The organism is Streptomyces sp. NPDC041968, assembly GCF_055589025.1.
The window spans coordinates 218,475-243,054 of the sequence record NZ_JBVJCB010000011.1 but is presented as its reverse complement, the minus strand read 5'-3'; the positions used below and the strand labels follow the sequence as shown (position 1 = coordinate 243,054).

Below are 24,580 nucleotides of genomic sequence, written 5' to 3'. Positions count from 1 at the left end.
CGGGACCCGCGGCGGAGTGGAGGGGCCGGTCCCGGGCGGGACCGGCCCCTCGCCGCGCGCCCAGTCAGCCGCCGCTGACCGTCAGGTTGTTGGTGCGGAAGTCCAGGCCGCCGGCGGACGAGGTGATCTCGTAGCCGAACTGCACGTCGCCGATGGTCTCGTTGCCCATCCAGCCCTTGGTGTCCTTGATCCACTTCAGGACGGGGAGGATGTTCACCGTGCCGGAGTTCGAGTCCGAGGTGCGCAGGAACGAGAAGACCTCGTTGGCCCCGTTGTTCCCCTTGTAGACGTTCCAGGTGTGGCCGCCGAGGGTGGCCGTCCCCTGCGGGCTGCCGAGCGGGCCCACGGCGCCGTGGTGGTTGACCCAGAGCATGATCTCGTAGTCGTAGTCCGTGTCCCAGATGTCGTACGACGTGTTGTAGGCGCCGGACGACGGGACCGTGACGTTGTAGCTGCTGGTGAGCGAGCCGATGGAGGTGATCGGCTTGTTGATCACCTTCTTGGAGTTCGGGTAGGACTTGATGCCGCCGGTGTTCGGGTGGTCGGCCCAGACGCCCCAGTTGGTGCCGGAGTTGGCCCAGACGCACTGGGCGCCGGCGCCGGAGCCCCAGATGTTGTTGTAGAGGGTGTAGCCGTTCAGGTTCGTGTTGCCCCACTGGTCGCAGGAGTTCCAGACCGCGGCCTGGGCGGGGGCGGCGGCGAGGCCGACGGTGGCGCCGAGCGCGAGGGCGGGGGCGAGCAGAGCGGTCAGGGTGCGGGTGCGTGGTGCCATGGGGTTCCTTCCATGGGTGGGGGGAGGTGCGGGGCTACCGCGCCGCGGCACGCGTGCCGGCGATGCCGAGGGCGCGGTCCTCTCCGGCGACCAGGTCGAGCGGTTCGGCGCCGGAGGAGGTCCGGAGTTCGACGCGGACGGTGCGGCCGGGGCGCAGGAGCGCTCGCGCCGTCCCGTCGGGCGTCCAGGCGAGGTCGAGTTCGGCTCCGAAACGGGTGCGTACGCCTCGGATCTCACCCCGCGGCAAGGACGCGGGGAGGGCGGGCAGCAGGACCAGCCGGCCCGGCGTGGACTGCACGAGCATCTCGACGAGCACGGCCGGGAGCGCGTGCGCGGCGTCCGCGTTGTAGACGTCGCGGTGGGGGTAGTGCGCGCTCATCAGGGAGGGGTGGAAGTAGTCGCCGTCGAGCACGCGGGCGAGGCAGTGGGCGACCCGTCCGGCGTCCCGGAGGCGGGCCGCGACCAGGGCGTGGTGGAGGTGCCCGTGGGCGGAGTCGTTCTCGGCGCCGCGCAGTTCGAGGGCGCGGCGGGCGGCCTCGGCGAGACGGGGGGTGTCGTACGGGTTGATCTCGTCGAGCGGCCACACGCCGTAGAGGTGGCTCAGGTGGCGGTGGTCGTAGCTGTCCTCCAGGCCGGGCCGCGCCCATTCGGCGAGGGCTCCGTCGGCGTTGATCCGGTGGGGTGGGAGACGGTCGGCCAGGGTCCGCCAGCGGTCGGCGTGCTCGGGGTGGCGGTCGGCGGCGGTCAGCAGGGCGTGCCGGGCGGCGGAGAGGTCCATCGCCGCGTCGAGGGTGCCCCAGCCGGCGTTGGCGGGGCGGTTCTCGGGCGAGTAGGAGGGGACGAACGCCAGCCGGCCGCTCTCGTCGGTGCGGGTGAGGAAGTCCTCGTAGAAGAGGGCGGCTTCGGCGAGGGCGGCGGTGGTGCGGGGGTCGCGGGCGCCGCGGGTCTCGTCGTGGTCCACGAGCGGTTTGAGCAACCAGTCGGCGCCCGCCGTCCACAGGTGGAGCGGGTACTCGCGGCTGAAGTGGTACGTGTGCCCGGACTCGCCGTCGGTGTGCGAGGGCGCCACCACGCCCCGGGCACCGAAGATCGCGCGGGCGTTGTCGCGCCAGTCGGGGAGCTGGCGGTGGACCAGGGCCGCGTGGGCCTCGGTGACCTCGGGCAGGGCGGCGGCCGCGGCGGACGCGGTCTGGAGGTTGAGGTTGGCGTTGGTGGTGAAGGCTCCGGACCAGGCGGTGTTCCAGTCGCCGGTCCACAGGCCGGTCAGCCGGGGCGGGAGCAGGCCGCTGGCGGAGAGCAGGTGGTAGCGGCCGGCGGCGAAGAGGCGTTCCAGGAGGGCGGGGCCGCCGGCGCGCTCCAGGAGGGCCGAGCCCGGCAGGGCGCGCTCGACGGGGTCGGCGGCGAGATCGAGGGTGACGCGGTCGTAGGCGGTGCGGTGCAGGGTGAGGTGGCGGTCGAGGAGTCCGTCGTACGACGCCGCGGCCGGCAGCTCGCGCAGGGCGCGGCCCTCGGCGGCCACGTCCAGCTCGCCGGTGTGGCGGCGCACCCGGGTGAGGAGCAGGACCTCCGTGGCGCCCTCGACCAGGACGCCCGGCGGGACCAGCCGGGTGGTGCCGCCGGTGACGGCGACCAGGGTGACGCCGGTGTAGGCGAGGTCGCTGCCGGGGTAGTGGGCCCGCAGGCTGAGCAGGGCGCCCTCCGGGGTGCGGACGGCGCCCTGGCCGACGGCGAGCCCGGCGGGTGCGCCGGGGAGGCGGTGGTCGAGGGAGAGGTCGAGGGTGACGTGCGGGGCGGTGACGCGCTGGACGATCACGTCGTCGGCGCGGGAGACGAAGACGCGGCTGGTCCAGGTGGAATGCGTGGCGGTGGCCTCGCCGGTGGTGAAGTCGACGGAGCGGCGGTAGGCGGCGCGGGCGTCGCCGGGCGGTCTGTTCAGGCGCAGCTGGAAGGCCGGGTGGAAGGGGCGCACCCAGCGCAGCGGACGGCCGTCGGTGAAGTCCTCGGCGGCGTTGGCGTCCCCGGCGAGCAGGCGGTCCTGGAGGGCGGGCAGGTCGGCGGCGAGCCGGGGTGGGCGGCGGAGCGCGTCGTCGCCGTCCGGGCGGACGAGGGTGTGGTGGGTGACGACGACCCGGTCGGCGTTCGGATCGCCGAACACGAGGGCGCCGTGGTGGCCGTTGCCGCTGAGGAAGGCGTCCTCCCAGCGGGTGGCGGGCTCGGGCTCCCAGGTGCCGTGCACGGGCCCGCGGGCCGGGCGCGTGCCGGTCATGAGGTGGACTCCGCGAGGACCGCGGCGCCGTACCGGCCGAGGGTGACGCGGTCGGTGACGGTCGCGTCGGTCAGCAGGTCGCGGTGGGTGCCCGGGACGTCGACGGTGACCGGCTCGCGGCCGTGGTGGAGGAGGAAGAGCAGGTCACCGCGGCGTACGGCCTCGACATTCGCGGGGAGGCCGTCGAGCACGGGACGGACGCCCGCGTCGGCGGCGGCCCGGGTGAGCAGCCCGCGCAGCGCCTGGGGCTCCGGCAGCGTCGACAGGTACCAGGCCCTGCCCTTGCGCAGCACGGCCGGCATGCCGTCCAGCTCGCCGCCCTGGTAGGGGACGGTTTCGGTGGCGGTGCCGTCGGGTTCGATCTCCTCGGACCACAGGGTGCCGTGGAAGCCGTCGCAGGCGGCCGGTTCGTCGGTCTCCAGGGGCCACCACTCGTGCAGGGTGCGGATGCCGAAGAGGGCGCGCAGCCGGGCGTCCATGCCGCCGGGTCTGATCCGGTCGTCCTCGTCGGCGACCCCGGTGAGGAAGCCGCAGACGAGGGTGCCGCCGTCGCGGACGTAGGTGAGGAGGTTGTCGATCGCCGCGTCGGTGAGGGCGTAGAGCTGGGGCACGACGACCGCCTTGTACGGGCTCAGGTCGTGCTCCGGGTGGGCGAAGTCGGTGGTGAGGTGGGCCTCCCAGAGGGCCCGGTGCCAGGCGTGGAGGACGTCGGGGTAGTCGAAGCGGGTGGAGGGCCGGGCGTCCTGGGCGCCGGCCCACCAGGCGTGCCAGTCGTGCAGGACGGCGATGCCGGCGGTGACGCGGGTGTCCGCGGTGTGCGGGCCGAGCCGGGCGAGGTCGGCGCCGAGCCGCTTGACCTCCTGGTACGTGCGTCCCTGCGGGCCCGCGTGGCCGAGCATCCCGGAGTGGAACTTCTCCGCGCCCTGCCGGGACTGGCGCCACTGGAAGTAGCAGACGGCGTCGGCGCCGCGGGCCACGGCCTGCAGGGACCACAGGCGGTTGAGGCCGCGCGGCTTGGGGTGGTTCACCCCGCGCCAGTTGACGGGTCCGGCGGCCTGCTCCATGAGCATCCACGGGCCCCGTGCCTGGGAGCGGGTCATGTCCTGGACCAGGGCGCCGTGCTGCGCGCCGAGCGGGTCACGTGGGTCGGGGTAGAGGTCGACGGAGACCACGTCCTCCTCCTCGGCCCAGCGCCAGGCGTCCTGGCCGAACCACAGCGGCATGAAGTTGGTGGTCACCGGCAGGTGCGGGGTGTGGCGGCGGACGATGTCGCGTTCGGCGACGTAGCACTCCAGGAGCATGTCCGAGGTGAAGCGCCGGAAGTCGAGCACCTGGGTGGGGTTCTTCAGGTAGTGGGCGCGACGGGGCGGCGCGACCTCCTCCCAGTCGCCGTAGCCCTGGCTCCAGAAGGCGGTGCCCCAGGCGGTGTTGAGGGCGTCGAGGGTGCCGTACCGGTCGCGGAGCCAGCGGCGGAAGCGGGTGGCGGCCTCCTCCCCGTGGTCGGAGGTGCAGTACTCGTTGTTGATGTGCCACATCGTGAGCGCGGGGTGGCCCGCGTACCGGGCGGCCAGGGCCTCGGTGACGGCCGCCGCGTGCCGGCGGTAGGCGGTGCTGGAGTGGGAGAAGTGCTGTCGGCCGCCCCACCACTCGGTGCGGCCGTCCTCGTCGCGGGGCAGGGTGTCTGGGTGGAGGTGGCCCAGCCAGGGCGGGGGCGAGGCGGTGGGGGTGGCGAGGACGACCCCGATGCCGTGGGCGTGCAGCAGGTCCATCAGACGGTCCAGCCAGTCGAACTCGTATGCTCCCGGGCGTGGTTCGAGCCTCGACCAGGAGAAGACGCCGAGGGTGACGGAGTTGACGCCGGCGTCCCGCATCAGGCGGACGTCCTCGTGCCAGGTCTCCTCGGGCCACTGCTCGGGGTTGTAGTCGCCGCCGTAGAGGATGCGGTGGCGGGTGGTGTCCGACAGGTTCGGCATCGGCTGGGCTCTCTGCTTGCGGGGGGGAGGGTGGTCGGGAGGTGTCAGCCCTTGACGGCCCCCGTGAGCATCCCCTTCTTGAAGTGGCGCTGGACGAAGGGCGAGAGCACGGCCACCGGCAGCAGCGCCACGACCATCACGGCCATCTGCACGGCGAGGCCCGACAGTTCCCCGGTCTTGATCGCCTGGCCGAGGCCGACCGGTGCCTCCTGCTTCTGCACGAGCTGGATCATGACGTTCTGCAGCGGCATCATGTCCTGGTCGTTCAGGTACAGGGAGGCGTTGAACCAGGCGCTCCAGTAGCCGACGGCGTAGAACAGCGTGATCACGGCGAGGACGGCACGGGACAGCGGCATGACGATCCGCCACAGGATGCGGAAGTCCCCTGCGCCGTCGATGCGGGCGCTGTCGATCAGCTCCTGGGAGATGCCCATGAAGAAGCCGCGCAGGACCAGGATGTTGAAGACGCTGATCGCGCTCGGCAGGATCAGCGCGAGATAGCTGTCCGTCAGCCCCAGCGACTGCACCAGCAGGTAGGTGGGGATGAGGCCGGCGCTGAAGAACATGGTGGCCAGCAGGAGCATCAGGATCCAGCGGTGGCCCAGTGAGCCGGTGCGGGACAGGCCGTAGGCGCACAGCACGGACACCGTCATCGAGAAGAGGGTGCCGACGAGGGTGATGCCGACGCTGACGAGCGCGGCGCGGGTGACCTGGCCGCCGCTGAGCAGTTCCTGGTAGGCGACGAAGGTGATGTCCTTGGGGATCATCACCAGGCCGCCGGCCTCGTCGATGGTCCTGCGCGAGGACAGGCTGGTGACGATGACGATCCACAGCGGGAAGACGATCGCCAGACAGGCCAGGCCCAGCACCAGGCCCTTGCCGGCGACGCCGGCCGTGCTGGGCTTCTCCTCCCACACCGGCCGGGGCGGGGCCGCCCAGCGGCCCGGTTTCCGCGAAGGCTGCCGGACGTCCTTGTCGATGACGGTGGTCACTTCTTGTACACCCCCTGCTCGCCCATCAGATGGGCCACCTTGTTCGCGGCGAGGACCAGGCCCAGGCTGATGACGCCCTTGACGAGGCCGGCGGCGGCCGCGTAGCCGAAGTCCTGGTTGCGCACGCCGTTCCACCACACGAAGGTGTCGAGGACCTCTGCCGCGCCGGGTCCGACGTAGTCCCGTTGCAGCAGGATCTGTTCGAAGCCGACGGTGAGGGCGTCACCGACGCGCAGCACCAGCAGCAGGGCTATCACCGGGCGCAGCGCCGACAGGGTGACGTGCCACATGCGGCGCCAACGGCCCGCGCCGTCCATCGCGGCGGCCTCGTACAGGTCGGGGTTGACCGAGGCGAGCGCGGCGAGGAAGACGATGATCCCCCAGCCGGCGTCCTTCCACACGCTCTGCGCGGTGATCAGGAAGGCGAAGGTGTCCGGGTTGGTCATGATGTTCAGACCGTCGTACCCGTTCTCCCGCAGCAGCTGGGAGAGGATGCCGGCGCCGCCGAAGAGCTGCTGGAAGACGGCGACGACCAGCACCCAGGAGAAGAAGTGCGGCAGGTACAGGATCGCCTGCGACACGGCCCGCACCCGGGGCCTGACCACGCTGTTGATGAGCAGCGCGAGCAGGATCGGGACCGGGAAGTAGAGGACGAGCTGGAGGACGAAGAGGACCAGTGTGTTCTGGACCGCGTTCCAGAAGGCCGAGTCCTCGAAGATCCGCTGGAAGTTCTCCAGGCCGACCCAGGGGCTGTTCAGGATGGAGACGATCCCGTTGTCGCTGAGGTAGGGGTCGTACTCCTGGAAGGCGACGACATTGCCCAGGATCGGCAGGTAGTTGAAGAGCAGGACCAGCAGCACGGCGGGCAGCGTCATCAGCAGCAGCACGCGGTCGCGTCTGAGTCTGAGCCCGAGCTTCAGCTTCCCGGACGGCGGTCCCTTCCTCCGGGGGCCGGTGGCGCCGTCGGACGCCACCGGGGTCTTCTCCGTCGTATCGGCCTCGGCCCTGCTCCGAGGCACCGTGCTGTGCGACACGGCCGTTCTCCTCGCCTCGTCCGCGCCGGTCAGCTCGCCGCCGAGCCGTTCTCGTCGAGCAGCTTCTGGTACCAGTCGCGGAGCTTGTCGCCGCCCTTGCTGCGCCACTCGGAGACGGCCTGCTGGACGTCGCTCATCTTCTTGCGGCCGCGGACGAAGTCGTCCTCGAGCTGCTCGAAGTCGTTGGAGAGGTTGGTGTAGCGGGCGGGCTCGGTGATCTGCATGCCGTAGAACGCGGACTTCCTGGTGAAGGCGCCCATCCGCTGCTGCCACTCGACCTGGCCCTTGCCGACCTCGGGGAAGTCGGGGTGGGCCATGGTCGCGGCCGGGCTCGCGATCATCACGTAGGCGTTCATCACGTCGATGTTGCCCTGGTCGGTCTTGGTGGGGACGCCGTCCTTGACCGTGTAGTGGGTGCCCTCCACGCCGTAGTTGGTCGCCATGTACTCCTTGGTGCCGTACGGCGCCGCGGTGACGTTGGCGACGGCCAGCACGTCACGGATCACCGACTCCGACGCCTTCTTGTTGACGAAGGCGAAGATGCTCGCCGGGTTCTTGGCCCACAGCGTCGGGGCGCCGCCGTCGTGGCCGAAGATGTCCATGCCCCAGATCTTGAATTCGGGGTTCTGCGCGGCCTGTTCGGCGGTGCGGCTCCACCACTGCGAGATGTCCTGGTTGTAGACGAGGAACTCGCCGGCGGCGAACTTGGGGCCGGGGTCCTGGGCGCTGCTCTTGCCCAGTTCGGCGTCCGGGTGGACGACGCCGGCGGCGAACAGCTTGCGGGTCCACTCCAGTGCCTCGAGGTACTCGTCGGTCTCGATGCGGTAGACCAGCTTGCCGTCGACCTCGTTCCAGCCGAGCGACTTCTCCTCGCCGGAGAGCACTCCGAAGGAGTAGAAGGCGGTCCACTTCATGTCCAGGCAGGCCCAGCGCCTGGCCTTGGCGTTGGTGGCCTCCTTGGCCAGCGCCAGGAACTCGTCGGCGGAGGTGGGGACTTCGTACCCCTCCTTCTCGAAGATGTCCTGACGGTAGAGGGGCACGTTGTTGGGCACGTACGAGGACGGCATCGGCAGGCCGCGCAGCTTGCCGCCGAAGATGCACCGCTGCCAGGCGTCGGTGGGGATCGCGGCGAGGTTGGGGAAGTCCTTGACCGCGTCACCGGAGAGGTACGGGCCGAGGTCGGCGAACTTGCCGATGATGGCGCTGGGTATCTTGCCGGTCATGTTCCAGCCGGGCACGACCACCACGTCGGGCACCTCGCTGGAGGCGAGCACCGCGCCCAGCTTCTGGTCATAGGTGTTGCCGTCCTGGTTCTGCCAGGCCACGTCGACGCCGATGAGGTCGTTCATCGCCTTGTAGTAGGCGTTGCCGTCCTTCGGCGGGGACCCCCAGAACGGTGACATGACGGTGACCCGGCCGCCCTTGCCGAGCTTCTCGGGCACCGAGGTCTTCAGGTCCGCGAGGTCCAGCTTGCTGGTGAAACCGACCGCGGAACCGTTCTTGCTCGGGATGTCGGGGGCGACCACGTTGCTGGCCACGTACGCCGGCAGCAGCTTCTTCGCGTCCTTGCCGGACGTGGTGCCGTCGCGCGAGCCGCCGTCGGATCCGCCGCAGGCGGAGAGCAGCGGCATGCCTCCGGCCACCGCTGCGGTGGCCACCGCCGTGGAGGCGAGGAACTTTCTCCGGCTGGGGCCGGAGGCGGCGTTCGGCGTCATTGCGTCAACCCTTCGTGGCGCACCAGGACACCCGGCGGTGGCCGTCGGCTGTGGTGTCTCGAGTGGAACTGGCTGAGCTGAAGCGGTCGTCGGAGGTGTGCCCGGTCTCCGTCGCACCTCACGGCACGTGCGGGAGTGCGAGCCCGGCGTCGAAGCGCTTCGATGTTGCAGCGAGGTTAAGTGAACGCCTGAGGGTGCACAAGAGCCGTTGCCGGAATTCCTCGGAGGTGTGCGCGGGACGACTCAGGGCTAACTGGCTCATTTTGCGCGCCGCTTGGGGCGAGAAGTCGGAGGCGATGCCGGGCGATGTCTTGACACCCGGCCCCGCGAGGTCTGAGCATCGAAGCGCTTCGAAAGGCCTCGGCCGCTCCACCGCAAAGGGATCCCCACGTGACCGCATCCACGCCGCCCGCGCCTCCGTTCCGCGATCCGCGCCTGCCGTTCGCGAAGCGCGTCGACGATCTGCTGGCGCGGCTCACGCTCGACGAGAAGACCGCGTTCCTGCACCAGTTCGCGCCCGCCGTCGAGCGGCTCGGTGTCGCCGCGTTCCGCACCGGTCAGGAGGCGTTGCACGGCGTCGCCTGGATGGGTCCGGCGACCGTGTTCCCGCAGGCCGTGGGGCTCGGCGCCACCTGGAACGAGGACCTGGTGCGCCGGGTCGGCGAGGCGGTGTCCCGGGAGGCCAGGGCGATGCGCGCCCGCGACGAACGCGTCGGCCTCAACGTCTGGTCCCCGACGGTGAACCTGCTGCGCCACCCCCTGTGGGGCCGCAACGAGGAGGGCTACTCCGAGGACCCGGGGCTCACCTCCGCCATCGCCACCGCCTATACCCGCGGTCTGCGCGGCGGACATCCGACGTACTGGCGCACCGCGCCCGTCCTCAAGCACTGGCTCGCGCACAACAACGAGACCGACCGGGACACGTCCTCGGCGTCCGTCCGCCCGCGCGTCCTGCACGAGTACGACCTGCGCGCCTTCCGCGAGACGGTCGAGGCGGGCGCGGTGGCCGGGGTGATGCCGGCCTACAACCTGGTCAACGGCCGCCCCAACCACCTCTCCCCGCACCTCGGCCGGCACCTGCGCACCTGGACCGAGGACGATCTGCTGGTCTGCTCGGACGCGGGCGCCCCCTCCAACCTGGTCGACTCCGAGCACTACTTCGACACCCACGAGGAGGCGACGGCCGCCGCGCTGCGGGCCGGGGTGGACAGCTTCACCGACCACGGCACGGACTCCTCTCAGATCGTCGCGCGGGTCCGGGGCGCCCTGGAGCAGGGCCTGCTGACCGAGGCCGACGTCGACGCGGCCGTGCGCCGCCAGCTGTCGGTCCGGTTCCGGCTCGGCGAGTTCGACCCGGAGCACGACCCGCACGCCCCCGCCGCCGCCGAGGACGTCGCCGCCGCCTTCGACACGCCGGCCCACCGGGAGCTGGCGCGGGAGGCGGCCGAGCAGGCCGTCGTCCTGTTGAAGAACGACGGTGTGCTGCCGCTGGCCCCCGACGCCCGGATCGCCGTCGTCGGCCTGCTCGCCGACGAGTGCAAGCTCGACTGGTACAGCGGCACGCTCATCCACCGCTCCACCCCGCTGGAGGGCGTGTACGAACGGTTCGGCGCCGAGCGCGTGACCTTCGCGGAGGGTGTGGACCGGGTCCGGCTGAAGACCACCGCCGGTACGTTCCTGCACGTCCTCCCGTCGGACGACGCCGCGGACCGGGCGGCCGGCACCGAGGGCGCGCTCGACCCGGCCCTGCTGGCCGGCCGCACCGACCTGCCGCCACTGACCACCGACGCCACCGGCACCGAACTCGCCCTCGTCGACTGGGGGGAGGGTCTGCTCACCCTGCGCGCCCCCGACGGCCGGTACCTGTCCGTCGCCGAGGACGGCTTCGTGCGCGCCTCCGCCGACCAGCCCGGCGGCTGGGTCGTGCAGGAGACCTTCCGTCTGGAACCCCACGGGGACGGGCACCTCCTGAGGCACACGGGAACGGGTGGTCACGTCCGTGTCGCCGCCGACGGCGTGAAGGTTGCCGCGCCGGACGCCTCCTCCGCCGCCGACGCCCCGGAGGTCTTCGGGCTGGTCGTCACCGAGCGCGGCGAGGACGCGGTGGCGCGGGCCGCGGCCGGGGCGGACGTGGTCGTGGTGGTGGCGGGCAACGACCCGCACATCAACGGGCGGGAGACCGAGGACCGTACGACGCTGCGGCTCCCCGCCCACCAGGAGCGGCTGTTGCGCGCGGCCCGCGCCGCCAACCCGGAGACGGTGCTGGCGCTGACGTCCGCCTACCCGTACGCGGTCGACGCGGAGGCGCTCCCCGCGGTGCTGTGGACCGCGCACGGCGGCCAGGCGGCCGGCACCGCGCTGGCCCGGGTGCTGGCCGGAGACGTCTCCCCGGCCGGGCGGCTGCCGCAGACCTGGTACGCGGACGACGCCGACCTGCCCGCTCTCCTCGACTACGACGTGATCGGCAGTCGCCAGACCTACCTGTACTTCGAGGGCACCCCGCTGTTCCCCTTCGGGCACGGCCTGTCGTACGCCTCCTTCGCGTACGCGGACCTGTCGGCGCGGGCGGAGGCCGGGAGGGTGTCCGTGTCCTTCACCGTCACCAACACCGGGGACGTCACCGCCGACGAGGTGCCCCAGCTCTACGTCCGCGCCGAGGACCCGTCGGTCCCCCGCCCGCGCCGCGAGCTGCTGGCCCACCGCCGGATCACCCTCGCCCCGGGCGCCACGGCGGACGTGTCCTTCGACGTCCCGTCGTCCGCGCTCGCGTTCTGGGACGTGGCGCTGGACCGGTGGCGGCTGGAGCCGGGCCCGTACGCCCTGCTGGTGGGCGCCTCCTGCGAGGACGTGCGCCTGTCGGCGACCGTGACCCTGGACGGCGAGCCCACCGCACCGCGCCCGGTGCGCGAACGAGGGCTGGCGGCGGCCGGCTTCGACGAGCAGAGCGGCACGGAGATCGTCGACCTGACGAAGACCGCGGGCGACGCGGTGACGCCCGTGGCCGGACGCACGGGCGAACTGCTCTACCGGGCCTGCGACTTCGGCGCCGGGGTCAGCGGGGTGACCGTGAGCGTGGCGGGCGAGGGCACCGTGGAGATCACCCTCGACGGCGGCCCGGCACCGGTGGTGCTGTCCGCGGACACTCCCGCCTCGGGCCCGTACGCCTACACGGAGCTGCGCGCCGCGCTGGCCGCCGAGGGCGTGCACGACCTCCGCATCGGACTGCGCGGCTCTCTGCGGCTCGCGCACGTCGGCTTCTCCGGTTGAGGGTCCGGAGCAGGCCGGCACGAGGGGGCCGGGCACCGGTACTGACCGGCGCCCGGCCCCGACTCGTCGCCCAGGACCCCCGGGATCGGCCCGCGGACGGGCGACGGCCCGAGCCCCCGCACAGTGGGCTCGGGCCGTCGGGCTGCTCGGGGTGGGTCAGAGGGCCAGGCCCGTCAGGACCAGCACCCGCTCGTAGGTGTAGTCGTCCATCGCGAACTTCACGCCCTCGCGTCCCACGCCGGACTGCTTGGCGCCGCCGTACGGCATCTGGTCCGCGCGGTAGGACGGCACGTCGCCGATGACGACGCCGCCGACCTCCAGGGCACGGTGGGCGCGGAAGGCGGCCTGGAGGTCGTGGGTGAAGACACCCGCCTGGAGGCCGTACTTGGAGTCGTTGACCGCGTCGAACGCCTCGGTCTCGCCGTTCACCTTCTGCACGCTGAGGACGGGTCCGAAGACCTCCTCGCAGGCGAGGGTGGTGTCCGCCGGGAGGTCGGTGAGGACGGTCGGCGCGTAGGAGGCACCGTCCCGCTTGCCGCCGGTGTGCAGGGTGGCGCCGGCCTCGACGGCCTCCCGCACCCACGCCTCGACGCGCTCGGCGGCGGCCTCGCTGACCAGCGGGCCGACGTCCGTGGCGTCGTCGTTCGGGTCGCCGGTGACCTGGGCCTCGACGGCGGCGACGATGCGCGGCAGCAGGCGGTCGTAGACGGCGGCGTCGGCGATCACGCGCTGCACCGAGATGCAGGACTGGCCGCCCTGGTAGTTGGAGAAGGTCGCGATGCGGGTCGCGGCCCGGTCCAGGTCCTCGTCGCTCGCCCAGTCGCCGAGGACGACGGCCGCACCGTTGCCGCCCAGCTCCAGGGTGCAGTGCTTGCGGGGCACCGAGTCCATGATCGCGTAACCGACCGTCTCGGAGCCGGTGAACGAGATGACCGGCAGGCGCTCGTCCTGGACGAGGGCGGGCATCTTGTCGTTGGGCACCGGCAGGATGCTCCAGGAGCCGGCGGGCAGCTCGGTCTCGGCGAGCAGTTCGCCGAGGACCAGGCCGGACAGGGGGGTGGCGGGCGCCGGCTTGAGGATGATGGGCGCGCCTGCGGCGATCGCTGGGGCGATCTTGTGCGCGCACAGGTTGAGCGGGAAGTTGAACGGCGCGATGCCGAGGACGACGCCCTTGGGGAAGCGGCGGGTGAGGGCGAGCCGCCCCTGGCCGCCGGCGTCGGTGTCCAGGCGCTGCGCCTCGCCGCCGTTGAACCGGCGGGCCTCCTCGGCCGCGAAGCGGAAGACGGACACCGCGCGGCCCACCTCGCCGCGGGCCCACTTGATCGGCTTGCCGTTCTCGGCGGAGATCAGGCGGGCGATCTCCTCGGTGCGCTCGACCAGGCGCCGGCTGACGTGGTCCAGGGCGGCGGCGCGGACGTGGGCCGGGGTGGCGGCGAACTCGTCCCGTACGGCGTACGCGGCGGCCACGGCCTCCTCGACCTGGGCGTCGGTCGGCAGGCTCACCGTGCCCACCTGGCTGCCGTCCCAGGGGGACGTGACGTCGAAGCCGGACTCGCCGGTGGCCTGGCGGCCGGCGAGCCAGAAGGCGTGGGTGGAAGTCATGTCGAGTCCCGGCCCTTCCGCGTTGGGGTGTGTGTACGTGACGGGGGTGCGGGGTCCACGGTAGGGCGGGAGGCGGTGGGGGGCGTTTGTCCGGGGTGTAGTGGTGAGGAGGGGGTGTTCGACGCTGCGGCCAGGTGGAGCGCGGAGTGGGGCGGAGGATCGGGGGCGCGGTGGTCCCGGTCGCCCCGGTTGCCCCGGTTGCCCCGGTCCCCCCGTACCGTCCCGGGGCCGCCGCCGCGGGCCCGCCGCGGCCCTGGACGGCCCGTCCTCACCCGCCGGACGGGCTGTTCTCCGTCGACGTCGCCTTCAGGGCCAGCCACAGCTCCATCCGTACGTCCGGGTCGTCGAGGGAGCGGCCGAGGATCTCCTCGACGCGGCGCATGCGGTAGCGCAGGGTGTGGCGGTGGACGCCGAGGTCGGCCGCGGCCGCGTCCCACTGGCCGTGGCGGGAGAGCCAGGCGCGCAGGGAGGCCACCAGGTCGCCCCGGCCGGTGGCGTCGTGGTCCCGCAGGGCGCGCAGCAGGCCGTCGGCGAAGGCGCGGACCGCGTCGTCGGCGAGGAGCGGCAGGACCGATCCGGCGGCCAGGTGCTCGTGTTCCACGCAGACCCGTCCGCGCCGCCGGGCCACCGACAGGGCCTGCTCGGCCTGCTTGTAAGCGGCGGAGGCGGCGATCGGCCCGGAGGGCGCCGACAGGCCGACGACCAGACCCTCCTCGTCACCGCCCACCCTCGGCTCGGGCGCCGGGCGGGCGGTCTCCAGCGCCGCGGCGTACTCGGTGCAGGCGGCGACGGCCGCGCCCCCGTCCACGGCGAGCACCACCAGCCGCTCGCCCTCGGGGACGACGAGCACCGCCTCGCCGGACCGGGCCGCCGCCGACTCCACGACCTCGGCGAGCGCGCCGAGCGGGTCGCCGTCGGTGTCGGCGGCGGCCAGCGCGGCGGCCGAGGGCTTGGCCGGGGCGGCCGGCACGCGCGCGTGCGGGCCGGCGTGCGCCCGCGCGGCGGACGCGGACGCCGACTCGGCGACGACGATCCGGAAGGGCGCGTCCAGCAGACCGCCGTACAGGTCCCCGGCGACCGTGCGCGCGTGGTCCGGTTCGCCGGCCAGCAGCATGCGCAGGACGGCCTCGTCGATGCGCTGTTCGGCCTCGTGCAGGGAGCGCGAGCGCTCCGTGGTGAGGGTCAGCAGGGCGATGGCGGAGTGGACGGCGTAGCGCTCGGCGGTGCCGAGGGCGGCGGCGGTGCCGACGGCGAGGGCCGAGCGGGGGCGGCGGGAGGTGCCGAGGGAGTGGAGTTCGACCCGGTCGGCGTTCTCGGGGTGCTCAGCGCCCTCGGCGCCGCCGACGACCGAGGAGGCCGGGGCGGGGCGCTCACGCAGCCGCTGGACGTCCCCGGTGAGCCGCGCGGCCCTGCGCCCCGCCCACTCGGGTGCCGCGGCGACCACGGCGCCCGAGGCGTCGTACAGTGCCGCCCAGCCGTCGACCTGCGTGGCGAGCGCGGCCAGCAGCCCTTCGGGGCCGCCGGACAGGGCCTGCCTGGTCAGCTCCCGCTGGGCCGCGAAGCCCGCGGTGACCGCCCGGTACTGGTCGGCGGCGATCGCGGCGGACACGGCCTTGCTGATGGCGAGGAACGGGGTGCGGCGCGGCACCTCCAGCAGCGGCAGCCCCTCCTGCCGGGCCGCCTCGACCAGCGGCTCGGGGATGTCGTCGTAGTTGACCCCGACGGCGAACCCGAGCCCCACCACGCCGGCGCCGACCAGGCGCTTCACGTACCGGTGCATCACCGCGGGGTCCTCGGCGTCCAGCTTCAACGCGGTGATCAGCAGCAGTTCGCCGCCCTCCATGTAGGGCACGGGGTCGGCGAGCTCGCTGACGTGTGCCCAGCGCACCGGCACGTCGAGGCGGTCCTCCCCCGCGCGCACGGTCAGCTTGAGCGCGGAGTGGTGGACGAGCGAGGCGAGCGTGGGGGGCATGGGGGCCTGGGCCTTCGGATCTGCGTGCGGTGCGGAAGGTGCCTGCGGTGTGAGACAACCGTGATCTTTTGGCCGCCGCGTATGAACGACCTGTGTCGATTCTGCCTCACTGTACGGTCCGAGGCGTCCGCTCCGGACAGATCATCCGCGGCGGATCACCCGCGCAGGTCCACCAGGAGCGGCGGCGCGTGCTCCCCCTTGACGGAGGTCAGCGACAGCACGGCGTGCCCCGCGGGCACGGCGTGCGCCAGCTCGGACGCGGACCAGCGCTCCCGCTCGACCTGCCGCACCGTCACCGCCCGCGCGGTGGGCGCCTTCCCGGTGATCACCCGGCGCAGCATGTGCACGGCCTTGCCCGCCGGCGTCTCGGCGATGATCTGCCGGTCGGTGACGTCCGTGGCGTCGGTCCACTCCTTGCCCCACACCGCGGCGAAGTCCTGCCCGTCCCAGGGGGTGAGCCCGGCCAGTGCCATCCGGCACCCGACGGACCCGAGCAGCGGCCCGCGCAACGGGCGCGGCACGTCGTCCAGCGTGCGCAGGGTCAGGACGACCCCGGCGCCCGCGGAGCGCAGCCGCTGGACGCCCCGCACCGCCTCGGGCGTGATCACGCCGCTCGCGTCGTCCAGCACCAGGCAGGCGAAGAGCGACCGGTCCTCGCGCACGGGGACGCTCGCCGTGAACTGGGCGAGGACCAGGCGCGCCAGAATGCGGGAGGCGTCGGCGTGCCCGCGTTCGGGCAGGTCGATGCGGACCCGTACGGGATGGTCGAGCGCCTTGAGCGAGAACGGCCGGGTCTGCCCCGAGGTGTCGAAGAAGGGGGCGAAGGCGGGCCGGTCCAGCAGGGCCACCCGGTCGGCGAGCACGCCGCCCACGTCCCCGGGGTGCGCCATCTGCCGCTCGCGCGCGTCCAGCTCGCGCAGCAGGGACGCGTGCCCGGCCGCCCGCAGTCCCTCGCGCAGTGCGGCCAGCGGGCCGGGCGTCCCGTCGAGCAGCTGCCGCAGCTCCGGTACGCCGGGGAAGCGCCCGTGCACCGCGTGGAAGGGGCCCAGGAGCTGGGCGAGGACCGTGGTGGAGCGGCGGGTGTCGCCGCCCGCGTGCGCGTCGGTGAGGTCCCCGACCAGGGCTTCCGCGAGCACGGCGGCGGCCTCGTCCGGGTCGGTGGTGCCGCCGTACAGGTCGAGGTCGTACACCGAGTCCGGGTGGCCGATCCGTACGACGACGTCGTAGGCGTCGGCCGGGCCGAGGGGGGCGCCCGCGGCGCCGACCACGACGACGGCGGCCCGTCCGGCCAGCGCGTGCAGGCACAGCGACTCGGTGAGCGGGCGCACGACGCTGCCGGTCTTGCCGGAGCCCGCCGGTCCGACGGCGAGCAGGGAGGTGCCGAGCAGGCCGGGGTCGAGGGCCAGGCCGGTGCCCCGGTAGGCGTAGGGGTTGCGGGCGTCGTCGGCGGTCGTCCCGAGCCGTACCTGTCCGGTGACCAGGTCGTGCCGGGCCTGCCGGAGGGGCAGGTCGCGGGCGCCGGAGGGGTGCGGGCAGGCGCCGGCGCCGTGGCCGAGCACCGCGCCGGTGAAGGAGGCGAGGCTGTGCCGGCCGCCGAGGACGCCCTGCCACGCGCGGCTGATGCGGGCGTGGTCGACGTCGCGCATGAGTCCCTGGCGCGCCTCGGCGGCGAGCCGCTCGGCGGCGTCGTGGGCGCCGGCCGCGCGCAGCGCGGGCCAGTCGGCGGGGTCCTCGGCGGACAGGGGCTGCGGCTCCCGCGCCTCGGGGCGCCGCAGTCGGGGCTTCACGAAACGGCGCCAGACCTCGTCCCAGCGGCCCAGCCGCCCGACCCCGACCATGATCGCGAGCACGACGAGCAGGGTGTAGCCGTCCCAGACGACGAGGTTGACGACCTGGCTGTCGCTGGTGCGCCAGGAGTCCGGGGTGAGCAGTTCCAGGGGGAGGATCCACCAGCCGCCCAGGTAGCCGTTGGCCAGGAGCGACCAGATGAGCCACCCGACGAGGAACGCGATCAGGGCGCCGGTCAGCAGCTGCCTGCTGGGCATCTGCTCCGGCTCCTGCGCCGACCGGGGCCGGTGCCCGAACCGCCACACGCCGGGCGGCGCCTCGGGGCGGGGGGTCCGCAGCCACGCCACGAAGGCGGAGCCGTCCGGCAGGGGCGGGGCCCCCGGCGGCGCCGGGGGGCGCGGCGGCACCGACGGCACCTCGGGAGGCCCCGCCGGACGCGGCACAGGATTCGCATGCGTACCCCGCGCGTCCCGCATCCCGTCGCTGTCCATCGCCCTTGCCCCCTGACCAGCCGCTCCGTCCACCATCAGCGAGCCAATCTAACGCCCTCCCAGGGGGAGTTCACCGCTTACGCGGCCGGGCCCGTGTGGACGTGTCCGGATGCCGACGCGCGGACCACCTGTCCACCACGGACAACCGGCACTCCGGGACACGCCCCCATGGAGCATGCCCGCTCCCCCGTCCCGGTCCTAGCCTGCGAGAAAAGAAGGCAAGCGTCCGTCACCTCCGCAAGACCCAGGAGCCCCCCATGACCGCACTTCCGCAGGAGCGCCGCGTCGTCACCGCCATCCCCGGCCCGAAGTCGCAGGAGCTGCAGGCCCGGCGTGCGGCCGTGGTCGCGCAGGGTGTGGGCTCCGTCCTGCCCGTCTTCACCGCGCGCGCGGGCGGCGGCATCATCGAGGACGTCGACGGCAACCGCCTGATCGACTTCGGTTCCGGCATCGCCGTGACCTCCGTCGGCGCCTCCGCCGAGGCCGTGGTGCGCAAGGCGTCCGCGCAGCTCGCCGACTTCACCCACACCTGCTTCATGGTGACGCCGTACGAGGGCTACGTCGCCGTCGCCGAGGCGCTCGCCGAGCTGACCCCGGGCGACCACGAGAAGAAGTCGGCCCTGTTCAACAGCGGCGCCGAGGCCGTCGAGAACGCGGTGAAGATCGCCCGCGCCTACACCAAGCGCCAGGCGGTCGTCGTCTTCGACCACGGCTACCACGGCCGCACCAACCTGACGATGGCGCTGACCGCGAAGAACATGCCGTACAAGCACGGCTTCGGTCCGTTCGCGCCCGAGGTGTACCGCGTGCCGGTCGCCTACGGCTACCGCTGGCCGACCGGCCCGGAGAACGCCGGTCCGGAGGCCGCCGCCCAGGCGATCGACCAGATCAGCAAGCAGGTCGGTGCCGAGAACGTGGCCGCGATCATCATCGAGCCGGTGCTCGGCGAGGGCGGCTTCATCGAGCCGGCCAAGGGCTTCCTGCCGGCCATCAGCGAGTTCGCCCGGGACAAGGGCATCGTCTTCGTCGCCGACGAGATCCAGTCCGGCTTCTGCCGCACCGGCCAGTGGTTCGCCTGCGAGGACGAGGGCATCGTCCCGGACCTGATCACGACGGCCAAGGGCATCGCGGGCGGGCTGCCGCTCGCCGCCGTCACCGGCCGCGCCGAGATCATGGACGCCGCGCACTCCGGCGGCCTCGGCGGCACCTACGGCGGCAACCCGGTCGCCTGCGCGGGCGCGCTCGGTGCCATCGAGACGATGAAGGAGCTGGACCTCAACGCCAGGGCGAAGAACATCGAGGCGCTCATGAAGTCCCGCCTCACCGCCATGGCCGAGAAGTTCGACATCATCGGCGACGTCCGCGGCCGCGGCGCGATGATCGCCGTCGAGCTGGTCAAGGACCGCGCCACCAAGGAGCCGAACCCGGAGGCCACCGCCGCGCTCGCCAAGGCCTGCCACGCCGAGGGCCTGCTGGTCCTGACCTGTGGCACCTACGGCAACGTGCTGCGCTTCCTGCCCCCGCTGGTCATCGGCGAGGACCTGCTGAACGAGGGCCTGGACATCATCGAGCAGGGCTTCGCCCGCGTCTGAGCGAGACCGCGGAGGACGCGCGAGCGGGCAGGTGAGCGAGTGCCCGAACGCGCATCTGAGCTGCGTTTCGCACGCCTGACGGGGCGAACCGCAGAGCGTGTGAAGAACGTGTGCGAGGTGGATGGCAGGACGCCGATGGCCCTGTCCTGAGCCCATCCCCTGCCGTAGGTTCTACGCAGATGAGAGATACACCCCGCCCGCAGGGGACTGCGGGCGGGATCTCAGGCCGAGGCCTCCCCAGCTTCGACCTGGTCGTGCCTCGCGCACACGACCGGAACCCACGGGTTCCGGATCTCCTCACGATCGGACGGTCGCCCGCCCCAAACCCCCCGGGGCGCGCGGCGTTCCGGTCAGGACGGCCGCCCCGGCACCCGGGACGGCGGTTCACCGAAGGGCCGGCACACTCCCCCCCTTGCGCCGGCCCTTCGGTGTTCCCTCCGGCCGGGAGCCCCCGGTCCGCACACGCCGCACGGGCGGTGGGACCAGGTGCGGGCGGGCCTGCGAAGCTGGGCGGCATGCCGGTCTCCCCGTCCCCGCGCGCTCCCCGTGCTCGTCTCTCCCGTCGCCGCGCGCTGTCCGCCCTCGTCGGCGTGCCCGTCCTCCTGTTCTCGCTGATCACCTGGCAGGTCGTCGCCGACGGCCCGCTGGTCGGCGTGGACGAACGGTTGAGCAGGACGCTCGTCCACCCCGACCGGCTCTCCGAACTGCTGGCCGACCTCGGCAACGTGCAGGTGGCGGTGCCCGTCCTCGCCCTCGCGCTGGCGTACGCCGCGTGGCGCGGGCGGGCCGCGGGTCTGGACCTCTGGTGGCTGCCGCCCCTGGCCGGGGCCCTGGCGATGGCCCTGGTGCCGGCTGTGGTCGCCCCGCTGAAGGAGTGGACCGACCGCCCCGGGACCCCGGCCGTGCCGCCGGCCGTCGGCTACTACCCCTCCGGGCACACCGCCACCGCGGTCGTCGCGTACGGCGCGGCGACGCTGCTCGTCCTCGGGCTGCTGCGTTCGCCGGCCGTCCGCCGCGCGCTCGTCGTCCTCTGCGCTCTCCTCGTGCTCGGTGCCTCCTACGGACTGGTGCGCCGGGGCTACCACTGGCCGCTGGACGTGCTGGCCAGCTGGTGCCTGGGTGCGGTGCTGCTGGCCGGGGTGTGTCTGGCGGCGGGCCGGTCCCGGCGCCCGGTCACCCGAAGTACGCGTCGAAGTTCCTCTGGAACTCCCAGTTCGAGTAGCGGTCCCAGTTGATCGACCACGTCATCAGGCCGCGCAGGGCCGGCCAGGTGCCGTGGGTCGCGTACGCGCCGCAGTCGGTCTTCCTGGTCAGGCAGTTCAGCGCCTTGGTGACCTCGGCCGGGGACACGTGGCCGTTGCCGGCGTTGGTGGAGGCCGGCATGCCGATCGCGACCTGGTCGGGGCGCAGCGGCGGGAAGACCTTGCCGGCGTCGCCCGCGACCGGGAAGCCGGTGAGCAGCATGTCGGTCATCGCGATGTGGAAGTCGGCGCCGCCCATGGAGTGGTACTGGTTGTCGAGGCCCATGATCGGGCCCGAGTTGTAGTCCTGGACGTGCAGCAGGGTCAGGTCGTCGCGCAGGGCGTGGATGACCGGCAGGTAGGCCCCGGCCCGCGGGTCCTGGCCGCCCCACTTGCCCGTGCCGTAGAACTGGTAGCCGAGCTGGACGAAGAAGGTCTCCGGGGCCATCGTCAGGACGAAGTCGTCGCCGTACCTGGCCTTGAGGGTCTTCAGCGCGGAGATCAGGTTGACGATCACCGGGGTCTTCGGGTTCCGGAAGTCGGTGTCGTCGGCGTCCAGGGAGAGGGAGTGGCCCTCGAAGTCGATGTCGAGACCGTCGAGGCCGTACTCGTCGATGATCTTCGAGACGGAGGAGACGAAGGTGTCGCGGGCCGCGGTGGTGGTGAGCCGCACCTGGCCGTTCTGGCCGCCGATGGAGATCAGCACCTTCTTGCCGGCCGCCTGCTTGGCCTTGATCGCGGCCTTGAACTCGGCGTCGCTCTCCACGTTCGGGCACTCCGCGACCGGGCAGCGCTCGAAGCGGATGTCGCCGGAGGTGACCGAGGTCGGCTCGCCGAAGGCCAGGTCGATGACGTCCCAGCTGTCGGGCACGTCGGCCATGCGCGTGTAGCCGGAGCCGTTGGCGAAGCTCGCGTGGAGGTAGCCGACCAGGGCGTGGGCCGGGAGGTCGGATCCGCCGCCGCCCGGGCCCTCCGCGGTGGTCGCCGTGACCGTGGCCGACCGCGCGGACTCGCCCGCGTCGTTGACCGCGGCGACCTGGAAGGCGTAGGCGGTCGAGGGGCTCAGGCCGGTGAGGGTGGTGGAGGTGCCGGTGACGGTGCGGACCCGGGTGCCGTCGCGGTAGACGGCGTAGCCGGTGGCGCCCGGGACGGGTGACCAGGACAGGTCGACGCTGGAGGAGGTGACCGAGCCGGTCGCCAGACCGCCGGGCACCGCCGGGGGCTGACCCGCCTCCCCGCCGGGGCCGGTCAGGGAGATGTCGTCGGCGTGGTAGGCGCCGGTGCCGTACCAGCCGTGGGTGTAGATGGTGACCTTCGTGGTGGTCGGGCCGGTGCGGAAGGTGGTCGTCAGCCGCTGCCAGTCGGGGGCGGACTGGGTCCAGGCGGAGACGTCGGTGGTGCCGGTGCCGCTCGCACCGAGGTACACGTAGGCGCCGCGGACGTGGCCCGTCAGCGTGTACGGGGAGTCCGGCTTCACGGTCACCGTCTGCGCGCAGCGGGCGTGGTCGGCGCCGGCCGGGGTGGCCTTGAGGGCGGCGGTGCCGCTGAGCACGGGTGAGGTCACGGTCGCGCCCGCCGTGCAGGTCCAGCCGTCCAGGCCGGTCTCGAAGCCGCCGTTCCTGGCGAGGTCCGCGTCGGCCGCACGGGCGGCCGACGAGAGCGCGGTCGTACCGGACGCGGCGAGTGCCGCGGCGGTGAGCAGCGTGACGAGGGTGCGACGGGCGCGAGGTCTGGAGCGTTCCACAAGTGCCTCCGGACATGGGGGAGATGGGGAGGGTGGAGCGCGCCCAACTTGGTCCAGACCAATTGGCTTGTCAACCCTTGCCGTCGGTCACCCTCCGCCCTCCTCCCCCGCCAGAGCCGCAGCCGCCTCGTGCATCGCCAGTTCGAGGAGCGCGGGATCGGTGAGGGTGCCCGCCCCGTCCGGGGGGACGAGCCAGCGGGTTCCGCCGGAGGACAGCCCTCCCGGGTGGGGCACCACGATCCAGGTGCCGAGCCCGGCCGACCGGACACCGGTGCCCACCCAGCGGGCGGCCGTGCCGGCCGGCACGAAGAAGCCCGTGCGCGCGTCGCCGAAGTCGGCGAGGACCGGGCCGGGCCGGTCCAGGACGCGGGTGAGCACGTCGAGGGTCGGATAGCCGAGCCTGCTCGGCAGGATGAGCACGTCCCAGGCCTTGCCGGCGGGCAACAGCGCGACCCCCAGGGGGTTGCGCTCCCATTCCCGCCGACAGGACTCCGGATCCGGTGCGACGGATGCCAGCCACGCGACGGCCGTCTTCGCACCAGGCATGTGAGGACCTCCCTCTCGCTCGTGGACGCGGGTGCGTCACGAGGGAGAGGGAGGTCCCCCGGCGGGCATTACGCGGGTCCGGGCGACTCGTTCAGGTGAACCGGGTCACACGCCCCCGCGGGAGGTCTAGCTGTCGAAGCCGAGTCCCAGTCTGTCCATGGTCCGCAGCCAGAGGTTGCGCCGTCCCTCGGACGCGTCCGCGCGGGCCAGCGACCACTTGGTGAGCGCGATGCCGGTCCAGGCGAAGGGCTCGGGCGGGAACGGCAGCGGCTTCCTGCGGACCATCTCCAGTTCGGTGCGCTCGGTGCGCTCGCCCGCGAGCAGGTCCAGCATCACCTCGGCGCCGAAGCGGGTGGCGCCGACGCCGAGGCCGGTGTACCCGGCCGCGTAGGCCACCCTGCCCTGGTGGGCGGTGCCGAAGAACGCCGAGAAGCGCGAGCAGGTGTCGATCGCGCCGCCCCAGGCGTGCGTGAAGCGGACGCCCTCCAGCTGCGGGAAGCAGGTGAAGAAGTGCCCGGCGAGCTTGGCGTAGGTCTCCGGGCGGTCGTCGTACTCGGCGCGCACCCGGCCGCCGTACGGGTAGATCGCGTCGTAGCCGCCCCACAGGATGCGGTTGTCGGCGGAGAGGCGGAAGTAGTGGAACTGGTTGGCGCTGTCGCCGAGGCCCTGCCGGTTCTTCCAGCCGATCGAGGCCAGTTGCCCGGCGGTCAGCGGCTCGGTCATCAGGGCGTAGTCGTAGACCGGGACGGTGTACGAGCGCACGCGCTTGACCAGGTTCGGGAAGATGTTGGTGCCGAGCGCGACCGTGCGGGCGCGGACCCCGCCGTAGGGGGTGCGCACGGCCATGCCGGCGCCGAGGGGCCTGAGGGTGAGCGCCGGAGTGTTCTCGTAGACGCGTACGCCCAGTGCGAGGCAGGCCCGCTTGAGGCCCCACACGAGCTTGGCCGGGTGGAGCATGGCCACGCCTCGGCGGTCGTACAGGCCCGCGCGGAAGGTCGGGGAGTCGACCTGTTCCCGCACGGCCTCGGCGTCCAGGTACTCGACGCCGTCGGCGAGGCCCTTGGCGCTGATCTCCCCGTACCAGTCCTTCAGCTCCCGGGCCTGGTACTCCTCGGTCGCGACGTCGATCTCGCCGGTGCGTTCGAAGTCGCAGTCGAGGGAGTGGCGGGCGACCGCCGCCTCGATCGCGTCGAGGTTGCGGGCGCCCAGTTCCTCCAGCCGGTGGATCTCGTCCGGCCAGCGGGTGAGGCCGTTGGACAGGCCGTGGGTGAGGGAGGCGGCGCAGAACCCGCCGTTGCGGCCCGAGGCGGCCCAGCCCGCCTCGCGGCCCTCGAGCAGCACCACGTCCCGCCCCGGGTCGCGCTCCTTGGCGATCAGCGCGGTCCACAGTCCGCTGTAACCGCCGCCCACGACCAGCAGGTCGCAGCTCTCGGGGCCGGTGAGGGCGGCCTCGGGGCGGGGTCGGCCGGGGTCGTCCAGCCAGTACGGGACCGGCTGGGCGTCGGAGAGGGATTTCGTCCAGTCGTTGCTGCGGCTCATGGCGCTCGGGGCCATGATTTCAACTCCCTACGAATGCAGTGCTCGG

Annotated in this window: 15 protein-coding genes; 3 read left to right on the top strand and 12 right to left on the bottom strand. The window is 73.0% G+C overall.

Annotated features, from left to right (window positions below; translation table 11 throughout):
* Positions 1-64: 64 nt before the first annotated feature.
* Genes ACZ6EG_RS26495 through ACZ6EG_RS26470 form a run of 6 tightly spaced genes read right to left on the bottom strand, consistent with a single transcriptional unit; the run spans position 65 to position 8,752 of the window.
* A complete protein-coding gene (locus tag ACZ6EG_RS26495) occupies positions 65-772 on the bottom strand; it encodes a glycoside hydrolase family 12 protein (RefSeq protein WP_391971785.1) in 708 nt (235 codons plus the stop codon).
* Between the two features lie 34 nt (positions 773-806).
* The gene (locus ACZ6EG_RS26490; RefSeq protein ID WP_391971786.1) at positions 807-3,038 is read right to left on the bottom strand and encodes a glycosyl hydrolase family 95 catalytic domain-containing protein; all 2,232 of its coding nucleotides are present in this window, start codon (positions 3,036-3,038) and stop codon (positions 807-809) included.
* Positions 3,035-5,011 (bottom strand): beta-galactosidase, encoded by a 1,977-nt coding sequence (locus ACZ6EG_RS26485; protein ID WP_469608140.1) that lies wholly within the window; start codon positions 5,009-5,011, stop codon positions 3,035-3,037. Before ACZ6EG_RS26485 ends, ACZ6EG_RS26490 begins: the two co-directional genes overlap by 4 nt.
* A 44-nt stretch (positions 5,012-5,055) precedes the next feature.
* On the bottom strand, positions 5,056-6,003 hold the full coding sequence (locus ACZ6EG_RS26480; protein WP_469608137.1) for a carbohydrate ABC transporter permease: 948 nt from the start codon (positions 6,001-6,003) through the stop codon (positions 5,056-5,058).
* Positions 6,000-7,037, bottom strand: a complete 1,038-nt coding sequence (locus ACZ6EG_RS26475; RefSeq protein ID WP_469608134.1) for an ABC transporter permease — start codon at positions 7,035-7,037, stop codon at positions 6,000-6,002. The genes ACZ6EG_RS26480 and ACZ6EG_RS26475 overlap by 4 nt, the downstream gene beginning before the upstream one ends.
* Before the next feature lie 29 nt (positions 7,038-7,066).
* The gene (locus ACZ6EG_RS26470; RefSeq protein WP_469608131.1) at positions 7,067-8,752 is read right to left on the bottom strand and encodes an extracellular solute-binding protein; all 1,686 of its coding nucleotides are present in this window, start codon (positions 8,750-8,752) and stop codon (positions 7,067-7,069) included.
* A 390-nt stretch (positions 8,753-9,142) separates the two neighbouring features.
* Here ACZ6EG_RS26470 and ACZ6EG_RS26465 point away from each other — a divergent pair, with 390 nt between their 5' ends.
* Positions 9,143-12,019: a glycoside hydrolase family 3 C-terminal domain-containing protein gene (locus ACZ6EG_RS26465; protein WP_469608127.1), complete on the top strand. Its 2,877-nt coding sequence runs from the start codon at positions 9,143-9,145 to the stop codon at positions 12,017-12,019.
* A 156-nt stretch (positions 12,020-12,175) separates the two neighbouring features.
* Here ACZ6EG_RS26465 and ACZ6EG_RS26460 read toward each other — a convergent pair whose 3' ends face one another.
* From ACZ6EG_RS26460 to ACZ6EG_RS26450, 3 genes are all read right to left on the bottom strand, one after another.
* A complete protein-coding gene (locus ACZ6EG_RS26460; protein WP_383645642.1) occupies positions 12,176-13,621 on the bottom strand; it encodes an aldehyde dehydrogenase family protein in 1,446 nt (481 codons plus the stop codon).
* A gap of 268 nt (positions 13,622-13,889) precedes the next feature.
* Positions 13,890-15,593 (bottom strand): PucR family transcriptional regulator, encoded by a 1,704-nt coding sequence (locus ACZ6EG_RS26455; protein WP_391971793.1) that lies wholly within the window; start codon positions 15,591-15,593, stop codon positions 13,890-13,892.
* A 155-nt stretch (positions 15,594-15,748) separates the two neighbouring features.
* Positions 15,749-17,872 (bottom strand): ATP-binding protein, encoded by a 2,124-nt coding sequence (locus ACZ6EG_RS26450; protein ID WP_469608122.1) that lies wholly within the window; start codon positions 17,870-17,872, stop codon positions 15,749-15,751.
* Between the two features lie 257 nt (positions 17,873-18,129).
* On the opposite strand from ACZ6EG_RS26450, the gene gabT reads away from it, so the two are divergent.
* Both gabT and ACZ6EG_RS26440 read left to right on the top strand, forming a co-directional pair.
* On the top strand, positions 18,130-19,464 hold the full coding sequence (gabT, locus tag ACZ6EG_RS26445) for a 4-aminobutyrate--2-oxoglutarate transaminase (protein ID WP_356612208.1): 1,335 nt from the start codon (positions 18,130-18,132) through the stop codon (positions 19,462-19,464).
* A 515-nt stretch (positions 19,465-19,979) separates the two neighbouring features.
* Positions 19,980-20,699: a phosphatase PAP2 family protein gene (locus ACZ6EG_RS26440; protein WP_391971795.1), complete on the top strand. Its 720-nt coding sequence runs from the start codon at positions 19,980-19,982 to the stop codon at positions 20,697-20,699.
* Here the strand turns inward: ACZ6EG_RS26440 and ACZ6EG_RS26435 are convergent.
* The 3 genes from ACZ6EG_RS26435 to ACZ6EG_RS26425 form a co-directional block, all read right to left on the bottom strand.
* Positions 20,638-22,449 (bottom strand): chitinase, encoded by a 1,812-nt coding sequence (locus ACZ6EG_RS26435; protein WP_391971796.1) that lies wholly within the window; start codon positions 22,447-22,449, stop codon positions 20,638-20,640. The genes ACZ6EG_RS26440 and ACZ6EG_RS26435 overlap by 62 nt on opposite strands.
* Positions 22,450-22,536: 87 nt before the next feature.
* Entirely contained in the window at positions 22,537-22,995 is a 459-nt protein-coding gene (locus tag ACZ6EG_RS26430) for a hypothetical protein (protein WP_391971797.1), read from the bottom strand.
* A 126-nt stretch (positions 22,996-23,121) separates the two neighbouring features.
* Positions 23,122-24,549: an NAD(P)/FAD-dependent oxidoreductase gene (locus ACZ6EG_RS26425; RefSeq protein ID WP_469608116.1), complete on the bottom strand. Its 1,428-nt coding sequence runs from the start codon at positions 24,547-24,549 to the stop codon at positions 23,122-23,124.
* Between the last annotated feature and the right edge of the window lie 31 nt (positions 24,550-24,580).

What these genes read in the sequence shown, in the direction of transcription:
- ACZ6EG_RS26430 (WP_391971797.1), bottom strand. Translation starts at nt 22,995, where the DNA reads ATGCCTGGTGCGAAGACGGCCGTCGCGTGGCTGGCATCCGTCGCACCG.
- ACZ6EG_RS26485 (WP_469608140.1), bottom strand. Translation starts at nt 5,011, where the DNA reads ATGCCGAACCTGTCGGACACCACCCGCCACCGCATCCTCTACGGCGGC.
- ACZ6EG_RS26425 (WP_469608116.1), bottom strand. Translation starts at nt 24,549, where the DNA reads ATGGCCCCGAGCGCCATGAGCCGCAGCAACGACTGGACGAAATCCCTC.
- ACZ6EG_RS26450 (WP_469608122.1), bottom strand. Translation starts at nt 17,872, where the DNA reads ATGGACAGCGACGGGATGCGGGACGCGCGGGGTACGCATGCGAATCCT.
- ACZ6EG_RS26470 (WP_469608131.1), bottom strand. Translation starts at nt 8,752, where the DNA reads ATGACGCCGAACGCCGCCTCCGGCCCCAGCCGGAGAAAGTTCCTCGCC.
- ACZ6EG_RS26455 (WP_391971793.1), bottom strand. Translation starts at nt 15,593, where the DNA reads ATGCCCCCCACGCTCGCCTCGCTCGTCCACCACTCCGCGCTCAAGCTG.
- ACZ6EG_RS26440 (WP_391971795.1), top strand. Translation starts at nt 19,980, where the DNA reads ATGCCGGTCTCCCCGTCCCCGCGCGCTCCCCGTGCTCGTCTCTCCCGT.
- ACZ6EG_RS26495 (WP_391971785.1), bottom strand. Translation starts at nt 772, where the DNA reads ATGGCACCACGCACCCGCACCCTGACCGCTCTGCTCGCCCCCGCCCTC.
- gabT (WP_356612208.1), top strand. Translation starts at nt 18,130, where the DNA reads ATGACCGCACTTCCGCAGGAGCGCCGCGTCGTCACCGCCATCCCCGGC.
- ACZ6EG_RS26460 (WP_383645642.1), bottom strand. Translation starts at nt 13,621, where the DNA reads ATGACTTCCACCCACGCCTTCTGGCTCGCCGGCCGCCAGGCCACCGGC.
- ACZ6EG_RS26490 (WP_391971786.1), bottom strand. Translation starts at nt 3,038, where the DNA reads ATGACCGGCACGCGCCCGGCCCGCGGGCCCGTGCACGGCACCTGGGAG.